The sequence below is a fragment of the Bacillus sp. EKM501B genome (genome assembly GCF_011800505.1).
Taxonomy (GTDB): Bacteria; Bacillota; Bacilli; order Bacillales; family Bacillaceae_G; genus Bacillus_A; species Bacillus_A cereus.
In genome coordinates, this window is sequence record NZ_JAALFZ010000002.1 from 64847 (window position 1) to 87495 (window position 22649).

Sequence of the window (22649 nt, forward strand, 5' to 3'; positions counted from 1 at the left end):
AAATCGATTCTTTTATTACATTACCATACCGCCATCAACATTTAACGTTTGACCTGTAACATATTTGCTTTGATCAGAAGCAAAAAACGTTACAGCATTCGCGATATCTTTCGCTTCACCAAATTGAGCAGCTGGAATAACTTTTAACATTTCAGCTTTAATATTCTCATCTAGTACATCCGTCATATCAGTCGCAATAAAGCCCGGCGCAATTGCATTCACAGTAATATTTCGACTTGCTAACTCTTTTGCAGATGTTTTTGTTAATCCAATAACACCCGCTTTAGCAGCAACATAATTAGCTTGCCCTGGGTTTCCTATAACACCCACAACAGAAGCGATATTTATAATTCTACCGTGACGTTGACGCATCATATAACGAGATACTGCTTTTGTACATAAGAATACACCTTTTAAGTTTGTATTAATAACTGTATCCCATTCTTCTTCTTTCATACGCATTAATAAATTATCTTTTGTTACACCAGCATTATTTACAAGAATATCAACTTGTCCAAATGTATCTACTGTTTGTTTCACCATATTTGTAACATCATCAGCATTTGCAACATCTGCTTTTACCGCAATTGCATCAGAACCTAATTTCTTAATTTCATCTACTACTTCATTTGCTTTTTGTTCATTACCTGCATAATTTACTACTACATTTGCCCCTTGTTTCGCTAAATCGATCGCAATCGCGCGACCAATTCCACGTGAAGCGCCAGTTACTAATGCTACCTTCCCTTTTAACATCAGTTTTCTCCTCTCAAATTTGAAATGGTATCTTTTAATGTCTCTTCATCATATATCGCATATGCTTTCACTGATGAATCAATTGACTTCATAAGTCCAGCAAGTACTTTTCCAGGCCCAATTTCAATAAATGTATCTACTCCCTGCTTCACCATACATTCAATAGACGGGTACCATAATACAGGCGAATAAAGCTGTTCGATTAACTTTTCTTGAATGTCGGCACCACGTGTAATAACATCCGCCGTAACATTTGCAATAACAGGAATGTTCGTATCATGAATTGTAATTTCATTCAAAACACTTTGAAACTTCTCAGCTGCCGGCTTCATAAGTGAAGAATGGAATGGCCCACTTACTTTTAGTGGAATTGCTCTCTTTGCACCATTTTCTTTCGCTCTTTGAGAAGCAACCTCTACGCCTTGCTTCGTTCCAGAAATTACAATTTGCTTCGTACTATTCATATTAGCGATTTGCACTGCATATCCTTCACTTGTTACTTCTTCTGTAACTTGTTTCAGCATATGTGGGTCAGCACCTAATATAGCTGCCATTGCACCTTCCCCGCCCGGAACAGCTTCTTCCATATATTCCCCGCGTTTCCTTACAGCATATACCGCATCTTCAAAAGTTAATGCACCAGCTGCTACAAGAGCGCTATATTCACCTAAACTATGACCAGCGACAAAGTCAGGTGTAATGTCATACTCTTTCAAAGCTGTCAAAATAGCAAAACTCGTTGTTAATAATGCAGGCTGCGCATTTGTTGTTAATGTAAGCTTTTCCTGCGGTCCTTCAAAAATCACTTCTGAAAGTGAATCTTGCAACACCTCATCTGCTTTTGCAAACACTTTTGCAACCTCTTTATTATTCTCTGCTAATTGTTTACCCATTCCAACTGCCTGTGAACCTTGGCCCGGAAAAAGAAATGCTATTTTTCCCATTTCAAATCCTCCTCTTATTGGAGTGACTCTTTCTCCATTACGCTTGAAATCGTAGGAATTACTTCTTTCGCTACCATTTCTCTCGTTTGACGAATCGCACTAAATATCGACTGGTCATTAGAAGAACCGTGAGCCTTAATGACAGGTGCTTTCAATCCAAATAATGCAGCTCCTCCATACTCCGAATAATCCATTTTATCTTTTAATACCATAAGTTTTGGCTTTAATACCGCCGCTGCTAATTTACTCGTAAATGAACTCATTAATTGTTCTTTCAACATAGAGAATAGCGCAAGTGCTGTTCCCTCTAATGATTTCAACGCTACATTCCCTGTAAAACCATCACATACAACAACATCTGCTACACCTTGCAATAAATCTCTTGATTCAATGTTCCCAACGAAATTAATTGGCGCATCTTTAAGCATTGCAAATACTTGCTTTGAAAGCTCGTTTCCTTTTCCATCCTCTGTTCCAACGTTTAATAGTCCAACGCGAGGATTTTCAATTCCTCTTACCTTCTCAGCATAAACAGATCCCATTACTGCATATTGATATAAATGAATTGGTTTTGCATCAACATTTGCTCCAACATCTAACATAACAAAACCTTTTCCATCTACAGTTGGCATTGTAGGCGATAAAGCTGGTCGCTCAATTCCTTCCATACGACCGACAACAAATAATCCAGCTGCCATTAAAGCTCCTGTACTACCTGCGGATATACAAGCGTCTGCTTCTCCATCCTTTACTTGTTGTGCCGCAAGCACCATTGAAGCTTGTTTTTTTCGACGAACCGCTCTTACTGGTTCCTCCGTTGATTCTATTTTTTCGTCTGTATGAAGAATAGTAATTCGTTCATCACTCGTTAAGTATTGACGAATTTCCTCTTCTTTCCCTACTAACGTAATATGTAAATCAGAATATTCCTTAATAGCTTTCATTGCCCCTAATACTACAGCCTTTGGAGCGTGATCTCCGCCCATTGCATCTATTGCGATTTTCATAAGTTGTTACCTTCCTCACTATAATTACTAGATCGATACATTTCAAAAGTGCCTGTAAAAACAAGTTCTTCTCCAACGAAGCTACGCACTTTGACAACCGTCCGTCCCTTATCATTCTCTACATCTTCAACGCGCGCTTTTGCAACAACACGCTCTCCTAATTTTACAGGGCGAATGTATCGAATGGTAGACTTTGCAGTTAAAGCTAATTCTTCATCAATAACTGCAACAGCTAGTGAGTTTGCTTGCGCAAACAGATGATGCCCACGGGCAATTTGATTTCTTTTAAATACATGTTCTACCTTTACTTCAAAGATAGAGATTGCATGTCTATCTAATTCAATATCAATAATTTCTCCAACAACCTCTTCTAACGGTAAAGATTTCACATCTTCTTCATGTTGCTTTGTAGCTACATGTTTAATTCTCTCTCTTAATTCAGGAATAGACAATTCCATACGATCAAGTCGTACTGTTTGTATACTCACTTGAAATTTTTCCGCTAAATCTTCATCCGTAATAAAAGGATTTGATTCGATTGTTTGTTGTAATAACTCTTGTCTTTCTTTTTTACTTCTTCTTTTTTTCATACCGCACCATCCATTTTTATGACTAGGTACTAACAGTAGTATATAATCATTAAAAGTAGAATGCAACAAAAACTTTTGTTGACTCCCTTTAATCGAGCTTCTCTCCTTGGAACACACCTGTCCCATCAAGATACGTACGCAAGGCAGCGTACTGATCATTGTGCCAAAACGCTTCTGAATCTACTAGTATCGCCGCATCTTGCCTTGCTGTTTCTAACGCTCGATAATCATGTACCATGTCAGCAACCTTAAATTCTGGTAAGCCACTTTGCTTACTCCCAAAGAAATCTCCAGGACCTCGTAATTCTAAATCTTTTTCTGACAATACAAATCCATCATTTGTTTCAGTCATTATGCGCATTCTTTCTTTCCCTGTTTCTGATTTAGGGTCTGCTATTAATAAACAATATGATTGCTCACTACCACGGCCGACACGCCCTCTAAGCTGATGAAGCTGCGATAAACCGAAACGTTCTGCATCATAAATAACCATTACAGTCGCATTCGGTACGTTCACACCTACTTCAACAACTGTTGTCGATACAAGAATTTGCACTTTATTTTCACTAAACTGTCCCATTATCTCTTCTTTTTCCTGAGACGATAATCTCCCATGCATCAATCCAACTTGGCATTTCCCTTGGTAATGATGCGTCAGCATACTATGTAAGTCGATAGCATTTTGCACATCAAGTTTCTCAGATTCTTCAATTAGAGGACAAATAACGTATGCCTGTCTTCCTTTTTTTATCTCCTTTTCAACAAAACCGAGAACGCGATCTAACATATCATGTTTTGCCCAATATGTTTCAATCACCTTTCTACCTGCTGGCATCTCATCGATTATCGAAACATCCATCTCTCCAAATGCAGTAATTGCAAGCGTACGCGGAATTGGTGTCGCTGTCATAAATAATACATCTGGACTTTCACCTTTCTCCCGTAAAACTCGGCGCTGCGCTACACCAAATCGATGCTGTTCATCTGTAATAACGAGACCCAACCTATGAAATATAACTTCATCTTGAATTAAGGCATGCGTTCCAACAAGAATATCTATTTCTCCTTGTTCTAACTTCGCTAAAATTTCTCGACGTCTCGCACCTTTAACAGAACTTGTTAACAGTTCCACCTTCATACCAAAATGCGAAAACGTTTCAGCAAGCGACTGATAATGTTGCTCAGCTAAAATTTCTGTAGGAACCATTAAAGCACCTTGATAATGAGCTAATTTCGATGCATAAAGGCCAATCGCAGCAACAACTGTTTTCCCAGAACCAACGTCACCTTGCAATAGTCGGTTCATCCGATAAGGAGATGTCATATCTTTCAAAATTTCATCTACAACTCGGCGCTGCGCACCCGTTAATGGAAACGGCAGTGCATCGATAAATTCTTGTAATTCTACTGACGGAATCTCTTTCTTCGTCCCTTTTGAATTTTCCCTCTCCATTTTCCGGAGCGTTTGCATTTTCAGCTGAAATAAGAAAAATTCTTCATATACAAAACGGCGACGCGCTTGCTTCAAATCTTCCTGTCCTACCGGAAAATGCAATGCCCTAAGCGCTTCATATCTTGGTAATAATTTATATCGCCCTAACAAACCATCCGGTAACACTTCGACTATAGAATCTCCATATTCCTTTAACGCTTGAGCAATAAAACGACGCATCTGTTTTACTGTAAGTTTCCCCTTTACTGAATAAACAGGTTCCACTTCTTGTTGACGTACAACCGGCCCAAAATGAAGTTCTGATACAGCAATTGTTTGACGATGTTGATCCCATTTACCAGTAATCGTTACCGTTTCATCTAACTTTAATTTTTGCTTATAGTAAGGCCTATTAAAACATACCGCCGTAATTAAATAACGACCGACGAGAACACGAACTGTTAAACGCGATTTCTTCTTACCATAATATTGCAGCAAAGGAGCACTATGAATCTTCCCTTCAACCGTTACACGTTCATCATGCTTTACTTCAGCAAGATCTTTCATCGCATAATCTTCATAACGGTATGGAAAATGTTCTAATAGATGAGAAACTGTATAAATACCCATCTCATGTAGTAACTCAGATGTTTCTCCTCCGATCCCCTTTACATCCGTAACAGGAACTTGTACAACATCATTCAAGATTCTCACACCCCGTCACATTATTTTCTTTATTGCATTTTATTTGAGTACCAATTAGCATCTGTAATCGCTCTCTTTCACCTTATATATTCTATCATAGGCATTCTAAGAGAAACTACTCAAATCCCTTATATAAAACAAGTAAAAAAGAGCCTCACTATTAGCAGCAAGGCTCTTTTCTCTCTTCAATATGCTAGCCTTTTGAATAAAAACTAGTAATAAACTTCATATTACTACTTCTTATCCATTAGCAAGTAAGTAATCCATTTATTTTCAAAACGAATCTTATCTTATTCTACAGAGAAGATGAAAGAATACACTGGTTGGTTTCCAGCATGCACTTCTACTTCTGCATCTTCAAATTTCTCTTCTACAAATTCAACTAACTCCGCTACTTCTTCGTCAGTTGCATCTTCACCTTGTAGAATCGTTACGATTTCAGAATCTTCATCAATAAGCGCTTCTAGTAATTGCTTCGCAGCTCCTACTTTTTCAGCATTTGTAGATACAATTTTCCCATCTGCAATACACATGAAATCATCTTTTTGAATTGCTACACCATCAATTTCCGTATCACGTACAGCATACGTAATTTGACCTGTTTTCACATGAGATAAAGCTTCTTGCATGTTTTCTTCATTCTCTTCTAACGTTCCAACTGGGTTAAATGCTAACATTGCTGCCATACCTTGAGGAACTGTTTTCGAACGAACAACAATAACTTCTTGATCTACAACTGATGCCGCTTGTTCTGCTGCCATTACAATATTTCCGTTATTCGGTAAAATAATGATTTTTTCAGCATTTGCTTCTTCAATTGCCTTCACGATATCCTCCGTACTTGGATTCATCGTTTGACCACCTTCGATAACTTTCGTTGCGCCGATGCTCTCAAATAAAGTTTTAATACCAGACCCCATAGCTACAGTTACGATACCATATGGTTGTTTTTCTTTCGATTGAGCTGGTTGTTCAGGAACCATAGTAGGTTCATCTAATAAAGCAGTATGCTGTTCACGCATATTTTCTACTTTAATCTTAATTAAACTACCGTATTTTTGCCCGTAGTTCATAGCGTCTCCAGGATGTTCTGCATGGATATGAACTTTTACAATTTCATCATCAGACACAACTAGTAGAGAATCACCATATACACTAATATCTTCACGGAATTTTTGTTCAGAGAAATTATGCTCTTTCACCTTTTCAGCCTCTAATTTCACCATGAATTCCGTACAATATCCATACTTAATATCTTCTGTACTCAATTGGCTTTGTACACTACGGTGATGTTCTGCGCGTACCATTTCATTCATAGATGGTTGCGTCGGTGCATCAGAAGAAATCGTTTCTCCTTTTAAGTCAGCTAAAAATCCTTCGTATACCACTACAAGACCTTTACCACCGCTATCTACAACGCCAACTTGTTTTAATACAGGTAATAAATCTGGCGTACGATTTAACGATGCGTTTGCTTCTTTCACAACGTCTTCCATAAACAAAACAAAGTCGCGCTGTTTTTTCGCAACTGTTACTGCATATTTACCCGTTTCTCTTGCAACCGTTAAAATCGTTCCTTCAATCGGTTTCATAACCGCTTTATAAGCCGCCTCTACTCCAGCTTCTAGTGCTGCAGCAAAATCAACTGTTGTTAATTCTTCTTTTTGTTCAATGGATTTAGAGAAACCACGGAACAACTGAGATAAAATAACTCCAGAGTTACCACGAGCTCCCATTAATAATCCTTTGGCTAAACTTACGCCGACTTTACCAGCATGCTGTGAAGGGTTTGCTTTCACTTCACGCGCACCTGAAGTCATAGATAAGTTCATGTTTGTACCGGTATCGCCATCTGGAACTGGAAATACGTTTAATGCATCAACAAGCTGAACATTGTTTGTTAAATTATTCGCTCCTTGCATGATCATTTGTGATAAACGTTTTCCATCAATTTTTTGAATTGACACAGATTTTCCTCCTTAATGCACATTACAAGTTTATTACTTTAACTCCTTGTACGTAGATGTTTACAGAATCTACTGCTAGTCCTACAGTTTGATCTAATGTATATTTCACTTTCGTCTGCACATTATGTGCCACTTCTGAAATTTTCGTACCATAGCTCACAATAATATACATATCAATATGTACTTCATCTTCATCTTTACGAACAATAACACCTCTAGTGAAGTTTTCTTTTCGTAAAATGTCTGTTAATCCATCTTTTAACTGATTTTTTGATGCCATACCTACGATACCGTAGCAATCTACCGCGGCACCTCCAGCAATTGTTGCAATTACATCTGTACTAATATCAATTTGACCGTACTTCGTTTTAATTTCAATTGACATCTCGTTTCCCCCTTCATAAATGGTGAAAGTGAGCTAGACTACTTTAGTTACTATCATATAATCTTTTTAAAGAAAATTCCATCGTTCTTTCTTTTCACTCTCATATTTTATGTTTTAAATTACACTTTTTTATGATGAGCAAAATAGTCCATTGTTATTATACAACATGTACCACTATAATATGTCAAGCAATTTTTATGGATTTCAACTTTTCTTCATTGACATATAGTGTCAAGTAAATTTTCTTGATTTCTTTTTTCTACGGTGTTGCATTCTCTTTTTAGTTGTGTTAAATTATAGTAGTGTTTTTAGCATCGCATAAAAGACTAACATTGAAAAATTACGTATGGTAAGGTATCAAGGGAGGGAAATATAAATGGCTCGTGTTTGTGCTATTACTGGAAGAAAAGCTCGTTCTGGTAACTCTCGTTCTCACGCAATGAACGCTACAAAACGTAAATGGGGCGCTAACCTTCAAAAAGTTCGCGTACGCATCGACGGAAAAGTTCAACGTGTTTACGTTTCTGCTAGAGCATTAAAATCTGGCAAAATCGAACGTGTTTAATAATAAAAAAAAGAGCCGATAGGCTCTTTTTTTACTATAACAATGGAAAAAGCACCGGTGATAGGTGCTTTTTTTAATCTTTTTTGAAGGTATTTAACATTGCACGAACTATTCCACCAAGAAATTTAGGTAACTTAATTGTATAAAATCTCATGGTTTCCCTCCTAATCCCCATTACTCCACTTGGTCACTATATGATGTAAGGAGCAAAATTGTTTCTTCAATCAGTGCTTCTTATCAACATTAATATGCCAGAAGTAAATGAAAAAGTACCTTTTTCCTCAACGAGTTCGTTACTAATACAAAGTGTTGATCCCCACTCTATTGTTTTATTAGTAAGAGGGTACTTAAAACCAAACAATGTAATCCCTTCCACTATTTCAGTAACTGGTACAAAAGATACATAAGGAAAATTTTTATTTTCTTCAATTATATGTGTACCCATTTTTTTAACTGTTATTTCATTTTTATTGTCCACAATACACATTTCTATCTCTACTTCTAACCCTTTTAAAAGCATCTGTATATTTGCCAAACCGTGATCAAGCCTTCCACCAGTAGCACCAAAAATACGAATTAGTGCCGGCTTCTGTTCTAATGCCCAGTTGATTGCAATTTCTAAATCCGTTTGATCTTTTTCCCGCGGAACAATATGTAATTCGTTCGTTTGCTGTCCCATCCATACTAATTCTTCTTCAGTAACTGAATCGTAATCTCCAAACGCAACAGCCGGGGTAATCCCTTTCTTTAATAGACGGTATACTCCCCTATCAACCGCTGCCCACACTACTTCCTCATTCTCGTATCGAGCAAAATCTGCGCAATATTCCGAAGGTCCTCCTGCCAAAATATGAATAATCATTTTTTCTTCTCCTCCCATTGTAAAAAGGCAATCTGCCATTCGGTAGATTGCCTTTTTACATATTTTTATCCTATCCTATAAATGCCTTACTAGGATAAAAGTTCATCACTACCCACGAATTACGCGAATTGCTTCACCGCGGTCTTTTTGATTGTATACTGCTGACCCAGCTACAAGTACATTTGCTCCTGCTTCCACACAAAGTCTTGCTGTTTCAGCATTTACACCACCATCAACTTCAATTTCCACTTCTAGATTGCGCTCTTTCACCATGTCTGCAACTTGTTTAATTTTCGGTAATACAGAATGGATAAACTTCTGTCCACCAAATCCAGGGTTTACTGTCATAAGTAATACCATATCTATATCTTCTAATACATGCTCAATCACTGAAACTGGCGTATGTGGATTTAATACAACGCCCGCTTTAATACCATGAGATTTAATTAACTGAATTGTACGATGTAGATGCGGACACGCCTCTACGTGAACAGTAATAATATCCGCTCCCGCTTGTGCGAAAGTCGGGATATAGTTATCAGGATTTTCAATCATTAAATGTACATCTAATGGTAATGATGTAATCGGACGGATTGCTTCTACAATTAACGGTCCAATCGTAATATTTGGTACGAAATGTCCATCCATTACGTCAACGTGAATGTAATCCGCTCCGCCCTTTTCTACATCTTTAATCTCTTCCCCTAATTTTGAAAAATCTGCTGATAAAATCGATGGTGCAATTTTAATCATAACTAATACCTCGGCTTTCTCTCTCTAATTTCTTCTACGAATTGTTTATAGTTCTTATAGCGATATTCTGTAATCTTCCCTTCTTCAACCGCAGCTTTCACCGCACATTTCGGTTCAGAAAGATGTGTACACCCTCTAAATTTACAGTATTGGCTCGCTTCTTTCAACTCTGGAAAACAATATGTAAGATCTTCTACTTCTATATCAATGAAATCTAGTGAACTAAAACCCGGTGTATCTGCTACTAGTCCACTCCCAATTGCAATTAATTCTACGTGTCTTGTCGTATGCTTCCCGCGTCCTAAATGGGAAGAAATATCATTTGTTTTCAGCTCTAATTCTGGACGTAGCACATTAAGCATTGAAGATTTCCCAACACCAGATTGGCCCGCAACGACAGAAACACAATTTTCTAAGTATGGTTTTAATATATCAATACTTTCTGACGTATTAATAGAAGTAAATAAAACATCATAACCCATCTCACGATAATCATTCGCATAAGCTTCAACAGTTGCTTTCATCTTTTCATCTACTAAATCCATCTTGCTAATACAAATAATTGGCTTAATGTTATGATATTCAATCAGCACTAAAAATCGATCTAACAGTCCAGGATTAAAATCTGGTTCTACTGCAGAGAACACAAGGATCGCTTGATCGACATTAGCAATAGGAGGTCTAACAAGTTCATTTTTTCGATCAAACACTTCAAGCACATAACCTTCAGTTGGATTATCTGCCTGAAAAACAACTTGGTCTCCTACAAGTGGTGTAATTTTATTTTTTCTAAATACACCTCGCCCACGACATTGCGTAACCCCTTCTTCATGCTGCACGTAATAAAACCCACTTAAAGCTTTTATAATTTTTCCTTCTGGCATAGAATTCTCCTTTTTTGTATAAGGTGATGCTGAATTTAAAAATGAATGGATTTAAATTTTCCAAATAACGATTTCAAAACCTACCATATATACTTTCGCTAATATACATTGAATTTCCCATTAAATGCAAAAAAATATTTACAGCTGCATCACTTTACTAGCTTTTTGAATCATATATTTTTGCCTGCTATACCGTCCACTTTGTAGACAGCATAACAGGCAATAATAATAAGTAGACTTTCACTATTATTGAGTTGGATATGGTACTTCTTTATCAATAATCGTTACTCCATCCCGTACAATTTTATAGTGTCCCTTTGAACCTTCTTGAATTACAAATTCTAAAGAAATAGTCGCTGATTCAGTAATTGTTCTCGTTTCAACCGGTCTATCCATTTTTTGCTGCATGTCTTCTTTATAAATTTCTATTGTTTGCGGCTTTTTTTCACCTGTTACAGCAGGCTCATATGGGATAGAGATATTGTCCACTTTTACCGTTTTAGTCACTTTAGGCTTTTGACCATCAGAGATAATAATAGTTACTTTATCTCCCTCTTTTAATGGTGTACCTGGTTTTGGAAATTGCGAAATTACAAGTCCTTTTTCGACTGTATCTGAATACTCTCGTTTTATATCTGACGTTAGTTTTCTCTCATTCAAATAACCAGTTACACTATTTTCAGTCCACCCCGAAAAGTCACCTGGTCTAATTTGATAAGGCCCTTTACTTACCCAGATTTTCAGTTCTTGCTCCGCTTCTATAACCATCTGATCAGGCGTCGGAATTTGTTCTACAATTTCACCTTTCGGCTTATCATTTTCAATATAATTTACCGTAACTTGTTTATATTTTTCTTCTAACTCAGCTTTTACACTCTCAAAGTTTTGACCTGTGAAATTTGCCATCTTACTTTTCTTTTTTCCACCTGATTGATAGATAGTAATTTTAGCGTTTTCTTTTACGACTCTTCCTGCTACAGGGTCCGTTTTTATTACATCCCCAACTTCAACATCATCTGTATATACAATATTAGGCTCCGTCACCTCAAAGCCCTTTTCTACTAATGTATTTACAGCTGTCGTGTATTTCATACCAGCCACATCAGGAACTTTCACATCTTTCGGAATAAATAATCCTGGAATAACCGTAAGTGCTAATGTTATTCCTATTGCTAAAAATAAAAATGTTGAAATTAAAACTTTAAGCCACTTGTTACTCCGTTTTTTCTTCTTATCTAACTCAGCTGCTTCTGCTCTTATCGGTTCTTCCACCTTACTCCCTTTTAAAACAATCGTTTCATCACTTACATTTTCAAATAATTGTTCTTGTTGAATAATCGGAATCGCTTTCGTCGCTTCCATATCTTCCGGTATGTAAAATGGTTGCTCATTTATCCTCTCTGGATATAGCGCAGTTTCAATATCTCGCTTCATCGCATTGGCAGATTGATATCGGTGAAACGGATCTTTTGCAGTTGCCTTTAATATAATATTTTCAACACTTTGCGGAATATTTTCATTCCATCTTTTTGGTGATGGGATTTCACTTTGTAAATGTTTTAAAGCTATAGCAACAGCAGATTCGCCAGAAAACGGTTGTCTTCCTGTTAACAATTCAAACATAACTATTCCAAGAGAATAGATATCTGATTGTTTATTTGCTATCCCGCCACGTGCCTGTTCTGGTGATAAATAATGGACTGAACCGAGCACTGAATTTGTATGTGTAATTGTTGTTGCACTTGTAGCTGTCGCAATTCCAAAATCTGTTACTTTTATTATTCCATCAGCTCGAATTAAAATATTGTGCGGCTTTATATCACGATGCACAATTTCAAAATGATGGGCATGTGCCATAGCGGATGTTAACTGCTCCATAATATCAAGAGCTTCTCCTATAGGTAACATCCCTCGCTCAATTATGTATTGCTTCAATGTTTGCCCTGGTACATATTCCATGACAAGATAGTATATACCATCTTCTTCTCCGACATCATACATATTCACAATATTTGGATGCGACAACGTTGTAACAGACTGCGCTTCTCGATGGAAACGTTTAATAAACTCTTCGTTATTTGAGTAGTCGAGTCTTAATATTTTTACCGCTACATCTCGGCCAAGTATATCATCATGAGCTAAATATACATTGGCCATTCCGCCACCACCAATCATTTTCAGCAGCTTATAACGGTCATTTAAGCGTTTTCCAATCAGCACGTTGCACTTCACCTACTTTCGTTTGTCGAACCCGCATAATCAATAAGAACAAGTGTGATATTATCTTCTCCACCGCGATCATTTGCCAATTGAATGAGACACTGCCCTTTACCTTCAAGCTGTTCATTTAACTGTAAAATTTGTCGCATATCATCAATAGAAACTTTGTTTGATAACCCATCAGAGCAAAGAAGTAATTGATCATCTTCCTCAATCACCAACGTTTTAACATCTAACCCAACTTTTTCTTCTGTTCCTAATGCTCTTAATAACACATTCTTTTTCGGATGATACTCTGCGTCTTCCTTTGAAATTTCACCATGTTTCACAAGCTCATTTACAAGTGAATGATCTTCCGTTACTAGCGTCATTTCTCCTTCTGATACCATATAGCAACGACTATCTCCTATATGCCCTATTGTCACAAAGCTTGGTGTACAAACAGCTATTATAAGCGTTGTTCCCATACCATTACATTCTGCATTTTGCTGAGCGTATTCATATATACGCTCATTAATAATCCCAACACTAGTATGTAACCATTGTTCTACTTTTTTCGGCTCATTCATATTATGTGTTTGCTTCCAATAATCATGGAATAATTGAATGGCCATCGAGCTAGCTACATCACCAGCTCGATGACCTCCCATTCCATCTGCTACTACCGCTAATACATTTCCATCTAAATTGTGAAAAACTCCTGCACTATCTTCATTATGTTGACGAACTTTTCCTTTATCCGATAGAAATACGGCTTTCATCTCGTCACCTCGTCTCTTCTTTGCGCTCCTTCGCACGCAACTGACCGCAGGCTGCATCAATATCATGACCTTGTTCACGGCGAATCGTTACATTCACTCCACGATCTTTTAACGTTTTCTCGAACAAGAAAATTTGTTCACGTGGCGTACGTACATAATCACGTTCAGGTACGTAGTTTACCGGAATCAAGTTCACATGACATTTTACACCTTTTAAGAGCGCAGCAAGCTCTTCAGCATGCTCTACTTGGTCATTTTCTCCTCCAAATAATCCATATTCAAAAGTAATACGACGCCCTGTTCTATTTACATAGTATTTAATAGCTTCCATTAAATCTGGTAATTTATAAGCACGGTTAATCGGCATTAATTTTGAACGTAATTCTGAGTTTGGAGCATGCAATGAAATCGCAAAATTAATTTGTAGATCTTCTTCAGCAAACTTATAAATTTTCGGGATAATTCCACTCGTCGAAACAGTCATATGTCTCGCACCAATATGAAGTCCTTTTTCATGGTTAATGATGCGTAAGAATCCCATTAAATTATCATAGTTATCAAATGGTTCTCCAATCCCCATAACAACAAGAGAACTTACACGTTCTTCCGTTTCATCAAGCGCACGCTGAACTTCTACTACTTGCGCTACGATTTCTCCAGCTTCTAGGTTTCGCTTTAATCCACCAAGTGTCGAAGCACAGAACGTACACCCAATACGACAACCCACTTGCGTTGTTACACAAATGGAATTTCCATATTCGTGTCGCATTAATACCGTTTCAATAGAATATCCGTCATATAATTGGAATAAGAATTTAATTGTTCCATCCGAAGACGTTTGTTTTACTAACGTGTTTAAAGTAGTAATATCAAAGGAATTCGACAATTTATCACGCAATCCTTTAGAAAGGTTTGACATATCCTCATAATTTTTTACACGTTTTTTATATAACCAATCAAAAATTTGTCCAGCACGGAACTTCGGTTCTCCTTGTTCCTTTAACCAATCTTGCATTTCATGAAGTTGTAAAGAGTAAATTGATGGTTTCTTCGTTTCTAAATTTTTCTTTTGTTTTCTTACAGTCGTTTCCATGATGCTACACCTTCTTCCTTAAACAAGCAATATAAAAGCCATCCGTCGCAAAATAATGCGGTAAAATTTGTACTTGACCTTCATCAATATACGGAGTTAATTTTTCTGGCATACGCTCTTTAAGCGTAGTATCCCATTCAAATTCAGGATGTTCTTGTAAAAATTTCTCTATTACTTGTTCATTTTCTATTTTCTCAATTGTGCACGTACTATAAACAAGACGACCGCCTTGTTTTAATAATGGTGCTATTTTTTCTAGTATTGCAATTTGAATCGTCGATAATCTTTCACTATCGCCTTTATCTTTTCCTAACTTAATATCAGGCTTACGTCTAATTACACCAAATCCAGAACACGGTGCATCTACCAATATTTTATCAAACGTTTCATTTGCAAAGTGCTCTTGCACTTTTCTAGCATCTAGCGCTTTAGTTTCGACATTTTCTAGACCAAGTCGCTCTGCTTGCTGTTTAATTAAACGTACTTTGTGTGCATGTAAATCAAGGGACATGACCTTACCAGTTCCCTTTAATCGTTCCGCGATATGCGTTGTTTTTCCGCCTGGAGCAGCACAACTATCAAGAACTGCATCTCCCGTATTCGGTTCTAAAGCGCGTGCTACAAGCATAGAACTTTCATCTTGAATAGAAAGAAATCCTTTTTTAAACGCTTCTGTATGCGCTACATTTCCTCTTTCAATCTGAATTGCATCATCTGATAAGTCACCACTTTTTGCTTCTATACCTTCACTTGCCAACAACTCAATCGCTTCTTCTACCGTTACCTTATCAACATTCACACGCGCTGTTGGTACAGGGGGTAACATGTTTACTTCGCACATTTTTTCTGCAGTTTCTAAACCGTATTCTGAAGTCCACTCTTGGACAAGCCAAACTGGATGACTTGTTGTAATTGCAAGACGTTCTACTGGATCCTTGATTTCATCTACAGAAGGTACACCTTCTCTCTGAATCGAACGTAATACACCGTTCACCATACCAGCAATTCCTTTATGCCCGCGACGCTTTGCAATCTCAACCGCTTCATGAATAGCCGCTCTTTCTGGCACTCGGTCTAAATAAATCATTTGATATAAAGATAAGCGAAGCAATACTCTTACCCACGCCTCAACCTTCTTTTTTAAAAAAGGCTGTAAATAATAATCTAATGTGTCACGACGTTGAATCGTTCCATATACAATTTCAGTTAATAAACCAATATCTTTTCTATCAATTGCACTTTTTTCAATTAGATTATTTAAAAGTAAGTTGCTATATGCACCACTTTTTTCCACTTGAATTAAACCATCAAGAGCTAATTCACGAACATTTTGTCTCATGCATTTTCTCCTAACTTCGTTCCAATTTCAGGTTTTGTTCCACGTAAAAATTGTGAACAACTCATACGCTTTTTACCAGAAGGTTGCAATTCAGTAATTTTAACACCTGTTTCATTACTCGTTGCTACAACAAAACCATCTTCTTCGATTGCAACAATCGTACCTGCTTCAGCCGGTTCAGTTATAGGCACTTTTTCTCCCCACCATACTTTAACAACTTGTCCCGCTAAAGTTGTATAAGCAACTGGCCATGGATTCAATCCGCGAATGTGATTGTATACTTCTTCACCTGTTTTTGTCCAATCAATTTTCTCTTGCTCACGTTTTATATTGTACGCAAACGTTACTTCTTCTTCGTTTTGTTTAATCGGTTCTAACTTACCTTGGATTAATAAAGGTACTGTTTTAGATAGAAGGTGTGCTCCTGCTTCACTTAATTTATCAAATAATGAGCCTGTCGTTTCACGCTCTTCAATTTCAACTTCCACTTGCGTTAAGATATCACCAGCATCCAATTTTTCTACCATATACATAATTGTAATACCTGTTTTTTCTTTACCTTCCATAATTGCATAATGAATTGGTGCACCACCACGAAGTTCAGGAAGTAAAGAAGCGTGAACATTAATACATCCATACTTCGGTGCTTCTAAAATTTCATTTGGTACAATCTGCCCAAATGCAGCTGTTACAATTAAATCTGGCTCTAATGCCAATACTTTTTCATATTCATCTTTTTCACGAATTTTTAACGGCTGTAACACAGGGATACCATGTTTTTCCGCTTCAACTTTAACAGGTGTAGGTGTTAATACTTTTTTTCTACCTACTGGACGATCAGGTTGCGTCACAACACCTACTACCTCATAGCCATCTTCAATAAGACGACGAAGCACCGGCACTGAAAAGTCCGGTGTTCCCATAAACACTACTTTTATCATTTAAAAACCGCTCCTTTTAACACCTATTCTAGTTCGTTTTCTTCATAATATCTTGTCACTTTCGATGTAAATAAAACACCGTGTAAATGATCGATTTCATGTTGAATTGCACGCGCTAAAAATCCTTCCGCTTCTAATAAGAATACTTTCCCACGGCGATTTTGTGCTCTTACTTTAATATAATCGGCACGTTCTACTTCACCATAAAGTCCCGGGAAGCTTAAACAGCCTTCGGGACCTACTTGTTCACCACGTTTTTCTAATATTGATGGATTGATTAACTCGATTTTCCCAGTATCATCATCGACATCAACAACCGCTACTTGCAAGCTTACACCTACTTGAGGCGCAGCTAAACCGACTCCGTCCGCAATTAACATTGTTTCATGCATATCTTTCAACAATTTCACTAACTTTTTATCAAAGTTAATTACTCTTTCGCATGGTGTTTCTAACACTTCATTTGGATGCTTTATTATTTCTAAAACTGCCATATTTCCCTCCGCTACATTAACATTGTTGGATTAAAATCAATTGAGATTTGTAGCTCTTTTTGCATTTCTGCTTGATAATGTTCATTTACCATTTTGAGCACGTTCTTTAAGTTTGGTTCCCGTTTGTATTTTATCATGCATTGATAACGATATCTATCTTTTATCCTTGGAATCGCTGAAGCAACTGGTCCTAGCACCATTGTTTGCTGTGAGCAATGCGTTCGTAAATACGAGGCAATTTTTTCCGTCACTTGTACCGCTTTTAATAATTCAGGATGAGATACAGTTACGAGTACAACATAGTAATATGGGGGATATTGTCTTGTTCGTCTCATTTGCATTTCTTGGTCAAAAAACACATCATATTGTTGGTTCTTCGCTAACTCTATACTGTAATGTTCTGGCGTATACGTTTGAATCACAACTTCCCCTGGCAATTCATGTCTACCCGCTCGTCCACTTACTTGCGTCAATAGCTGATATGTCTTTTCACTCGCCCGAAAATCAGGTAAGTGAAGCATCGTATCTGCAGTTAACACCCCAACGAGCGTTACTTTCGGAAAATCTAATCCTTTAGCAATCATTTGTGTTCCGAGTAATATATCTGCTTTTTCTTCCCCGAACGCCTTTAATAATTTTTCATGCATTCCTTTTCGACTTGTCGTATCTACATCCATTCGAATGACTCGTGCCTCTGGAAATAGTTTTGTAATTTCTTCTTCTACCTTTTGTGTACCTGTACCAAAGAAACGAATGTATGTACTTTGACAAGCTGGACACTCAGTTGGCATATTCTCTTCGTAACTACAATAATGACATTTTAAACGATGATTCATTTTATGATATGTCAATGAAATATCACAATGCGGACATTGAACAACATACCCACAATCACGGCACATAACAAATGTAGAATGACCTCTTCTATTTAAAAAGAGTACCATTTGTTCTTTCTTTTCTAATCGATCTGCTATTTTTTCATGCAGCGCCTTAGAAAACATTGATCGATTCCCGTCACGAAGTTCTTCTCGCATGTCAACAATCTCTACCGTTGGTAAAGCTTGTTCATTCATACGTTTTTCCATTGTTAATAGTTCATAAACACCTTTTTTCGCCCTTGCAAACGATTCAAGTGTTGGTGTCGCACTACCAAGAACGATAGGACATTTATGATATTGTCCTCTCCAGACAGCTACATCTCTTGCATGATACCTCGGATTATCTTCTTGTTTGTAACTTGATTCATGCTCTTCATCAATAATAATAATCCCTAAATTCTCAAAAGGCGCAAAAACAGCTGAACGCGCACCAACTACAACTTTCACTTCTTTTCTTAAAATCTTACGCCACTCGTCATACTTTTCTCCAACAGACAACGCACTATGAAGAACTGCAACTTGTGAGCCAAACCTACCTTTAAAACGATCCACCATTTGGGGCGTTAGTGCAATTTCAGGAACAAGAACGATAGCTTCTTTTCCTTTCTTGAGCACTGCTGCTATAGATTGTAAATATACTTCTGTCTTTCCACTTCCTGTAACACCATATAGTAAAAATGGATTATAAGTTTCATTTGTAATTGATGATAAAATCGGTGTAATAACTTGTTTTTGTTCCTCCGTAAGTGGAAATGGTTTTGTTTGTTCAAAATCATCATCGTCATACGGATTTCGGTATACTTCCACATACTTTTCTGAAATGAATCCCTTTTTAACAAGTGCTTTTATTGGAGCATCTGTTATTTGTAACTCTTCTGTAATTACTTTCAACGGTGCACTTTTATAATTTTCCACAAAATAATAAAGTACATCTTGTTGTTTTTTACTTTTCAGTTCAAATGCCGCTAATTCCAATTTATCTTCTGGCAACTCCGGCTGAACCACTCTTTGCTTCTTCTTTTGTACTTTATCTTTCACTTGATAAACGACTTCAACCGTACCATTTTTAATTTCTTGTTGAATAGTTCGGTATAAATGTGGCTGTTGCTCGATTACTTCAAAATCAATTGCTTCTTTATCCTGAAATAAATATAGTATTTCAGGTGCTATTTCTTCCTGTTTACAAAGTTGTAGACGTTTTTTATACGTTGCTTTTATCGCAGTTGGAAGCATCACTTGAAAAGCTGAAATCATGTAGCATAACGTTTCACTTGTAAGCCAATATCCAAGCTTTAATAATTCATCATTTAAAACCGGTGTTACATCTAATATTTCATGGATTGTCTTTAACTTCTTACTTTCTACATCCACCGAATCTTTAATCCCAATAATAAAACCTTGCAATTTTCTTGGGCCAAACGGAACTACTACACGCATTCCTGTCTGTACAATATCTTCCCATTTTTTAGGGATAATGTAATCAAATGGTCGATCTGTCTGACGGGCAGGTACATCAACAATTACACTTGCAAATTTCATAAACGATCATCTTCTAACATCATTTCAATTTGCTTCAATATTTCACGAGCTACCTCTTTTTTCATTAAAATTGGCAACTCAATAACTTTTCCATCTTTTCTATACATTGTTACAATATTCGTATCCGTGCCAAATCCAGCTCCTTGCGCTTTTACATCATTCGCGACAATCATATCTGCATTTTTCTCACGTAGTTTTTTCGTTGCATATTCCTCTACATTTGTCGTTTCAGCAGCAAAACCGATAAGTAACTGTTTATCCTTTTTCTGACCTAACGTTTTTAAAATATCCACCGTTCTTTCAAGTTCAATGACAGCATCACCATTTTGCTTTTTCATTTTATTCTCATGAACATATTTCGGACGATAATCTGCAACTGCTGCTGTTTTAATGACAACGTCTACGTTTTGATAATGTTGAAGAACCGCTTCTAACATATCTTGTGCAGATTCCACTTGCACTGTCGTTACATGTAACGGTGGATTTAATGCTGTCGGTCCTGAAACGAGTATAACATCAGCGCCTAAATTCGCTGCCACTTCCGCAATCGCATACCCCATTTTTCCAGAAGAAAAATTTGTCATAAAGCGAACTGGATCAACCTTTTCACGTGTTGGGCCAGCAGTTATTAATATTCTTTTTCCCTGCAATGGTTTGTGTTCTGAGAAAGCTTCCTCTAACCGTGCAATAATTGCTTCAGGTTCTTCTAGTCGTCCCTTCGCTACATATCCACATGCTAAAAAGCCTTCCCCAGGCTCAATAAATGTATATCCTAGCGTTTTCAATGTCATCATATTTTTTTGAACTATTTTATTTTCATACATATGCACATTCATAGCAGGCGCAATCCATACCGGAGCTGTAGTAGCTAACAAAGTAGTTGTAATCATATCATCTGCAATACCACCAGCTAACTTTCCAATACAATTGGCAGTAGCAGGTGCGACAAGTACAACATCCGCCCAATCTGCTAAATCAATATGAGCAATAACAGCTGAGTCTTTCTCATCAAATGTATCCGTATATACATCATGGCGAGAAAGCGCTTGGAATGTAAGAGGCGTAACAAACTTCATTGCCGACTCACTCATCATTACTTTTACAATCGCGCCAGATTGTGTCAATTTACTCGTTAACGCAGCTGCTTTAAAAACCGCAATGCCTCCTGTTACACATAGAAGTATCTTTTTCCCTTTTAGCATATGACTCGTCCTCTTTCTTTTTCAAACTTATAATACTGAAATAGAATTCTCAGCTCGTCAGTACCAATATTTCATTCCTTTCGTAAAAAAATAACAACCTACTTGTAAATAGGTTGTTACCGTTACATAGAAAATTATAAAGTCTATGTTTTATTTTGTCGAAGGCAAAGGCTTATTCAGCTACTTTATCTTCACTTGGTACGTAGCTTAATGCTTCTGCATCGATTTCTTCTAATGCTTTACCTACACATTTATGAGAAACAGGTTTTTCTACAACACAGTTATTAGCAAGTTGCATTTCACGCGCGCGTTTTGCAGCTACTGTTACTAATGTGTACTTAGAATCGATTTTTTGTAGTAATGAGTCAATTGATGGATTTAACATAATTATAGACCCTCCGTCATTTCTTTATAATATTTTGCTACCCTTTCGCGGCGGCAATGTTCGCCAACCACAATTGCTTTAATTCTATCACAAGCTAATTCAACTTGATCGTTTTCTACTACATAGTCGTAAGCGTCCATCATCTCGATTTCTTCTTTCGCTACAGTTAAACGATTTTCAATAACATCTTCAGTCTCTGTACCACGTCCGACAATACGGCTCTTTAGTTCAGATAAACTTGGAGGTGCTAAGAAAATAAATACACCTTCTGGGAAAGCTTTCTTAACTTGAATTGCTCCTTGCACTTCAATTTCTAAGAATACATCTTTTCCTTCTTGTAATGTTTTTTCAACATAGTCAATCGGTGTTCCGTAATAATTACCTACGAACTCAGCCCACTCAAGTAATTTTTCATTACGAATCATTTCCTCGAATTCTTCTCTTTCTTTAAAGAAATAATCCACACCATCTACTTCACCTTCACGCGGCTTACGTGTCGTTACTGAAATAGAGTACTGAAAACGTGTATCCTCATGGCTAAACAGCTCTTTACGAACCGTCCCTTTTCCAACCCCAGAAGGCCCTGAAAGAACGATGAGCAATCCTCTTCTACTTCTCATAAATATGTAAAACCTACCCTTCCTCACTTAAATCTTCTTTATTATTCAAACGATGTGCAATCGTCTCTGGTTGAATTGGACTTAATACAACATGCCCATCATCCATAACAATAACCGCCCTTGTTTTTCTCCCATACGTAGCATCAAGCAAAGCATTATGTTCGCGTGCTTCCTGTACTGTCCGTTTAATAGGAGCTGACTCCGGACTTACAATAGCAATAATTCGATGAGCAGATACAATATTTCCGTATCCAATATTTAAAAACCGCATGGCCATAGTTTGCGCCTCCTAGTAAGTCTATCCGATTTCTCCACCACGTATAACTT

Annotated in this window: 23 protein-coding genes; 1 reads left to right on the forward strand and 22 read right to left on the reverse strand. The window is 37.1% G+C overall.

Annotated elements, in window-relative coordinates; all coding sequences use genetic code 11:
- Positions 1-15: 15 nt before the first annotated feature.
- The 7 genes from fabG to HFD78_RS05045 all read right to left on the reverse strand — a co-directional run bounded on the left by fabG (position 16) and on the right by HFD78_RS05045 (position 7786).
- Positions 16-756, reverse strand: coding sequence for a 3-oxoacyl-[acyl-carrier-protein] reductase (gene fabG, locus HFD78_RS05015; protein WP_000911768.1), 741 nt, complete (start codon positions 754-756; stop codon positions 16-18).
- Complete coding sequence (gene fabD / locus HFD78_RS05020) at positions 756-1700, reverse strand: ACP S-malonyltransferase (RefSeq protein ID WP_000515903.1); 945 nt, start codon at positions 1698-1700, stop codon at positions 756-758. Before fabD ends, fabG begins: the two co-directional genes overlap by 1 nt.
- 14 nt (positions 1701-1714) lie before the next feature.
- Entirely contained in the window at positions 1715-2707 is a 993-nt protein-coding gene (gene plsX, locus HFD78_RS05025) for a phosphate acyltransferase PlsX (protein WP_000684098.1), read from the reverse strand.
- On the reverse strand, positions 2704-3297 hold the full coding sequence (fapR, locus tag HFD78_RS05030) for a transcription factor FapR (RefSeq protein WP_000747349.1): 594 nt from the start codon (positions 3295-3297) through the stop codon (positions 2704-2706). The genes plsX and fapR overlap by 4 nt, the downstream gene beginning before the upstream one ends.
- 88 nt (positions 3298-3385) lie before the next feature.
- A complete protein-coding gene (gene recG, locus HFD78_RS05035) occupies positions 3386-5434 on the reverse strand; it encodes an ATP-dependent DNA helicase RecG (protein WP_001000813.1) in 2049 nt (682 codons plus the stop codon).
- Between the two features lie 290 nt (positions 5435-5724).
- Positions 5725-7401 carry a DAK2 domain-containing protein gene (locus HFD78_RS05040; protein WP_000027129.1) on the reverse strand — a complete coding sequence of 559 codons (1677 nt, stop codon included), beginning with the start codon at positions 7399-7401 and terminating at the stop codon, positions 5725-5727.
- Positions 7402-7423: 22 nt separating this feature from the next.
- Positions 7424-7786: an Asp23/Gls24 family envelope stress response protein gene (locus HFD78_RS05045; protein WP_000021109.1), complete on the reverse strand. Its 363-nt coding sequence runs from the start codon at positions 7784-7786 to the stop codon at positions 7424-7426.
- A 376-nt stretch (positions 7787-8162) separates the two neighbouring features.
- Between HFD78_RS05045 and rpmB the strand changes: the two genes are divergently transcribed.
- Positions 8163-8351, forward strand: coding sequence for a 50S ribosomal protein L28 (gene rpmB / locus HFD78_RS05050; protein ID WP_000124776.1), 189 nt, complete (start codon positions 8163-8165; stop codon positions 8349-8351).
- A 73-nt stretch (positions 8352-8424) separates the two neighbouring features.
- On the opposite strand, the gene spoVM is transcribed toward rpmB, so the two are convergent.
- The 15 genes from spoVM to remA all read right to left on the reverse strand — a co-directional run bounded on the left by spoVM (position 8425) and on the right by remA (position 22599).
- On the reverse strand, positions 8425-8505 hold the full coding sequence (spoVM, locus tag HFD78_RS05055) for a stage V sporulation protein SpoVM (protein WP_001213599.1): 81 nt from the start codon (positions 8503-8505) through the stop codon (positions 8425-8427).
- A 66-nt stretch (positions 8506-8571) separates the two neighbouring features.
- Complete coding sequence (locus HFD78_RS05060) at positions 8572-9252, reverse strand: thiamine diphosphokinase (RefSeq protein WP_002062149.1); 681 nt, start codon at positions 9250-9252, stop codon at positions 8572-8574.
- Positions 9253-9321: 69 nt separating this feature from the next.
- Positions 9322-9966: a ribulose-phosphate 3-epimerase gene (gene rpe / locus HFD78_RS05065; protein WP_000589974.1), complete on the reverse strand. Its 645-nt coding sequence runs from the start codon at positions 9964-9966 to the stop codon at positions 9322-9324.
- Positions 9967-9968: 2 nt separating this feature from the next.
- Complete coding sequence (rsgA, locus tag HFD78_RS05070; RefSeq protein ID WP_001113932.1) at positions 9969-10850, reverse strand: ribosome small subunit-dependent GTPase A; 882 nt, start codon at positions 10848-10850, stop codon at positions 9969-9971.
- A 246-nt stretch (positions 10851-11096) separates the two neighbouring features.
- Positions 11097-13070 (reverse strand): Stk1 family PASTA domain-containing Ser/Thr kinase, encoded by a 1974-nt coding sequence (gene pknB / locus HFD78_RS05075; protein ID WP_000904748.1) that lies wholly within the window; start codon positions 13068-13070, stop codon positions 11097-11099.
- 8 nt (positions 13071-13078) lie between these two features.
- Complete coding sequence (locus HFD78_RS05080; protein WP_000648703.1) at positions 13079-13831, reverse strand: Stp1/IreP family PP2C-type Ser/Thr phosphatase; 753 nt, start codon at positions 13829-13831, stop codon at positions 13079-13081.
- Positions 13832-13835: 4 nt separating this feature from the next.
- Complete coding sequence (gene rlmN / locus HFD78_RS05085; RefSeq protein ID WP_000450541.1) at positions 13836-14924, reverse strand: dual-specificity RNA methyltransferase RlmN; 1089 nt, start codon at positions 14922-14924, stop codon at positions 13836-13838.
- Between the two features lie 4 nt (positions 14925-14928).
- Positions 14929-16263: a 16S rRNA (cytosine(967)-C(5))-methyltransferase RsmB gene (gene rsmB / locus HFD78_RS05090; RefSeq protein ID WP_001249668.1), complete on the reverse strand. Its 1335-nt coding sequence runs from the start codon at positions 16261-16263 to the stop codon at positions 14929-14931.
- The gene (gene fmt / locus HFD78_RS05095) at positions 16260-17204 is read right to left on the reverse strand and encodes a methionyl-tRNA formyltransferase (protein WP_000598804.1); all 945 of its coding nucleotides are present in this window, start codon (positions 17202-17204) and stop codon (positions 16260-16262) included. The genes rsmB and fmt overlap by 4 nt, the downstream gene beginning before the upstream one ends.
- A gap of 23 nt (positions 17205-17227) precedes the next feature.
- A complete protein-coding gene (gene def / locus HFD78_RS05100; protein WP_000279455.1) occupies positions 17228-17698 on the reverse strand; it encodes a peptide deformylase in 471 nt (156 codons plus the stop codon).
- Positions 17699-17709: 11 nt separating this feature from the next.
- Positions 17710-20115 carry a primosomal protein N' gene (gene priA, locus HFD78_RS05105; RefSeq protein WP_000666715.1) on the reverse strand — a complete coding sequence of 802 codons (2406 nt, stop codon included), beginning with the start codon at positions 20113-20115 and terminating at the stop codon, positions 17710-17712.
- Positions 20112-21317 carry a bifunctional phosphopantothenoylcysteine decarboxylase/phosphopantothenate--cysteine ligase CoaBC gene (gene coaBC, locus HFD78_RS05110; RefSeq protein ID WP_000911749.1) on the reverse strand — a complete coding sequence of 402 codons (1206 nt, stop codon included), beginning with the start codon at positions 21315-21317 and terminating at the stop codon, positions 20112-20114. Before coaBC ends, priA begins: the two co-directional genes overlap by 4 nt.
- Before the next feature lie 172 nt (positions 21318-21489).
- A complete protein-coding gene (gene rpoZ / locus HFD78_RS05115; protein WP_000933960.1) occupies positions 21490-21702 on the reverse strand; it encodes a DNA-directed RNA polymerase subunit omega in 213 nt (70 codons plus the stop codon).
- Positions 21703-21704: 2 nt separating this feature from the next.
- Positions 21705-22322 carry a guanylate kinase gene (gene gmk / locus HFD78_RS05120; RefSeq protein ID WP_001257741.1) on the reverse strand — a complete coding sequence of 206 codons (618 nt, stop codon included), beginning with the start codon at positions 22320-22322 and terminating at the stop codon, positions 21705-21707.
- A 13-nt stretch (positions 22323-22335) separates the two neighbouring features.
- Positions 22336-22599 (reverse strand): extracellular matrix/biofilm regulator RemA, encoded by a 264-nt coding sequence (remA, locus tag HFD78_RS05125; RefSeq protein WP_001251456.1) that lies wholly within the window; start codon positions 22597-22599, stop codon positions 22336-22338.
- Positions 22600-22649: the final 50 nt, after the last annotated feature.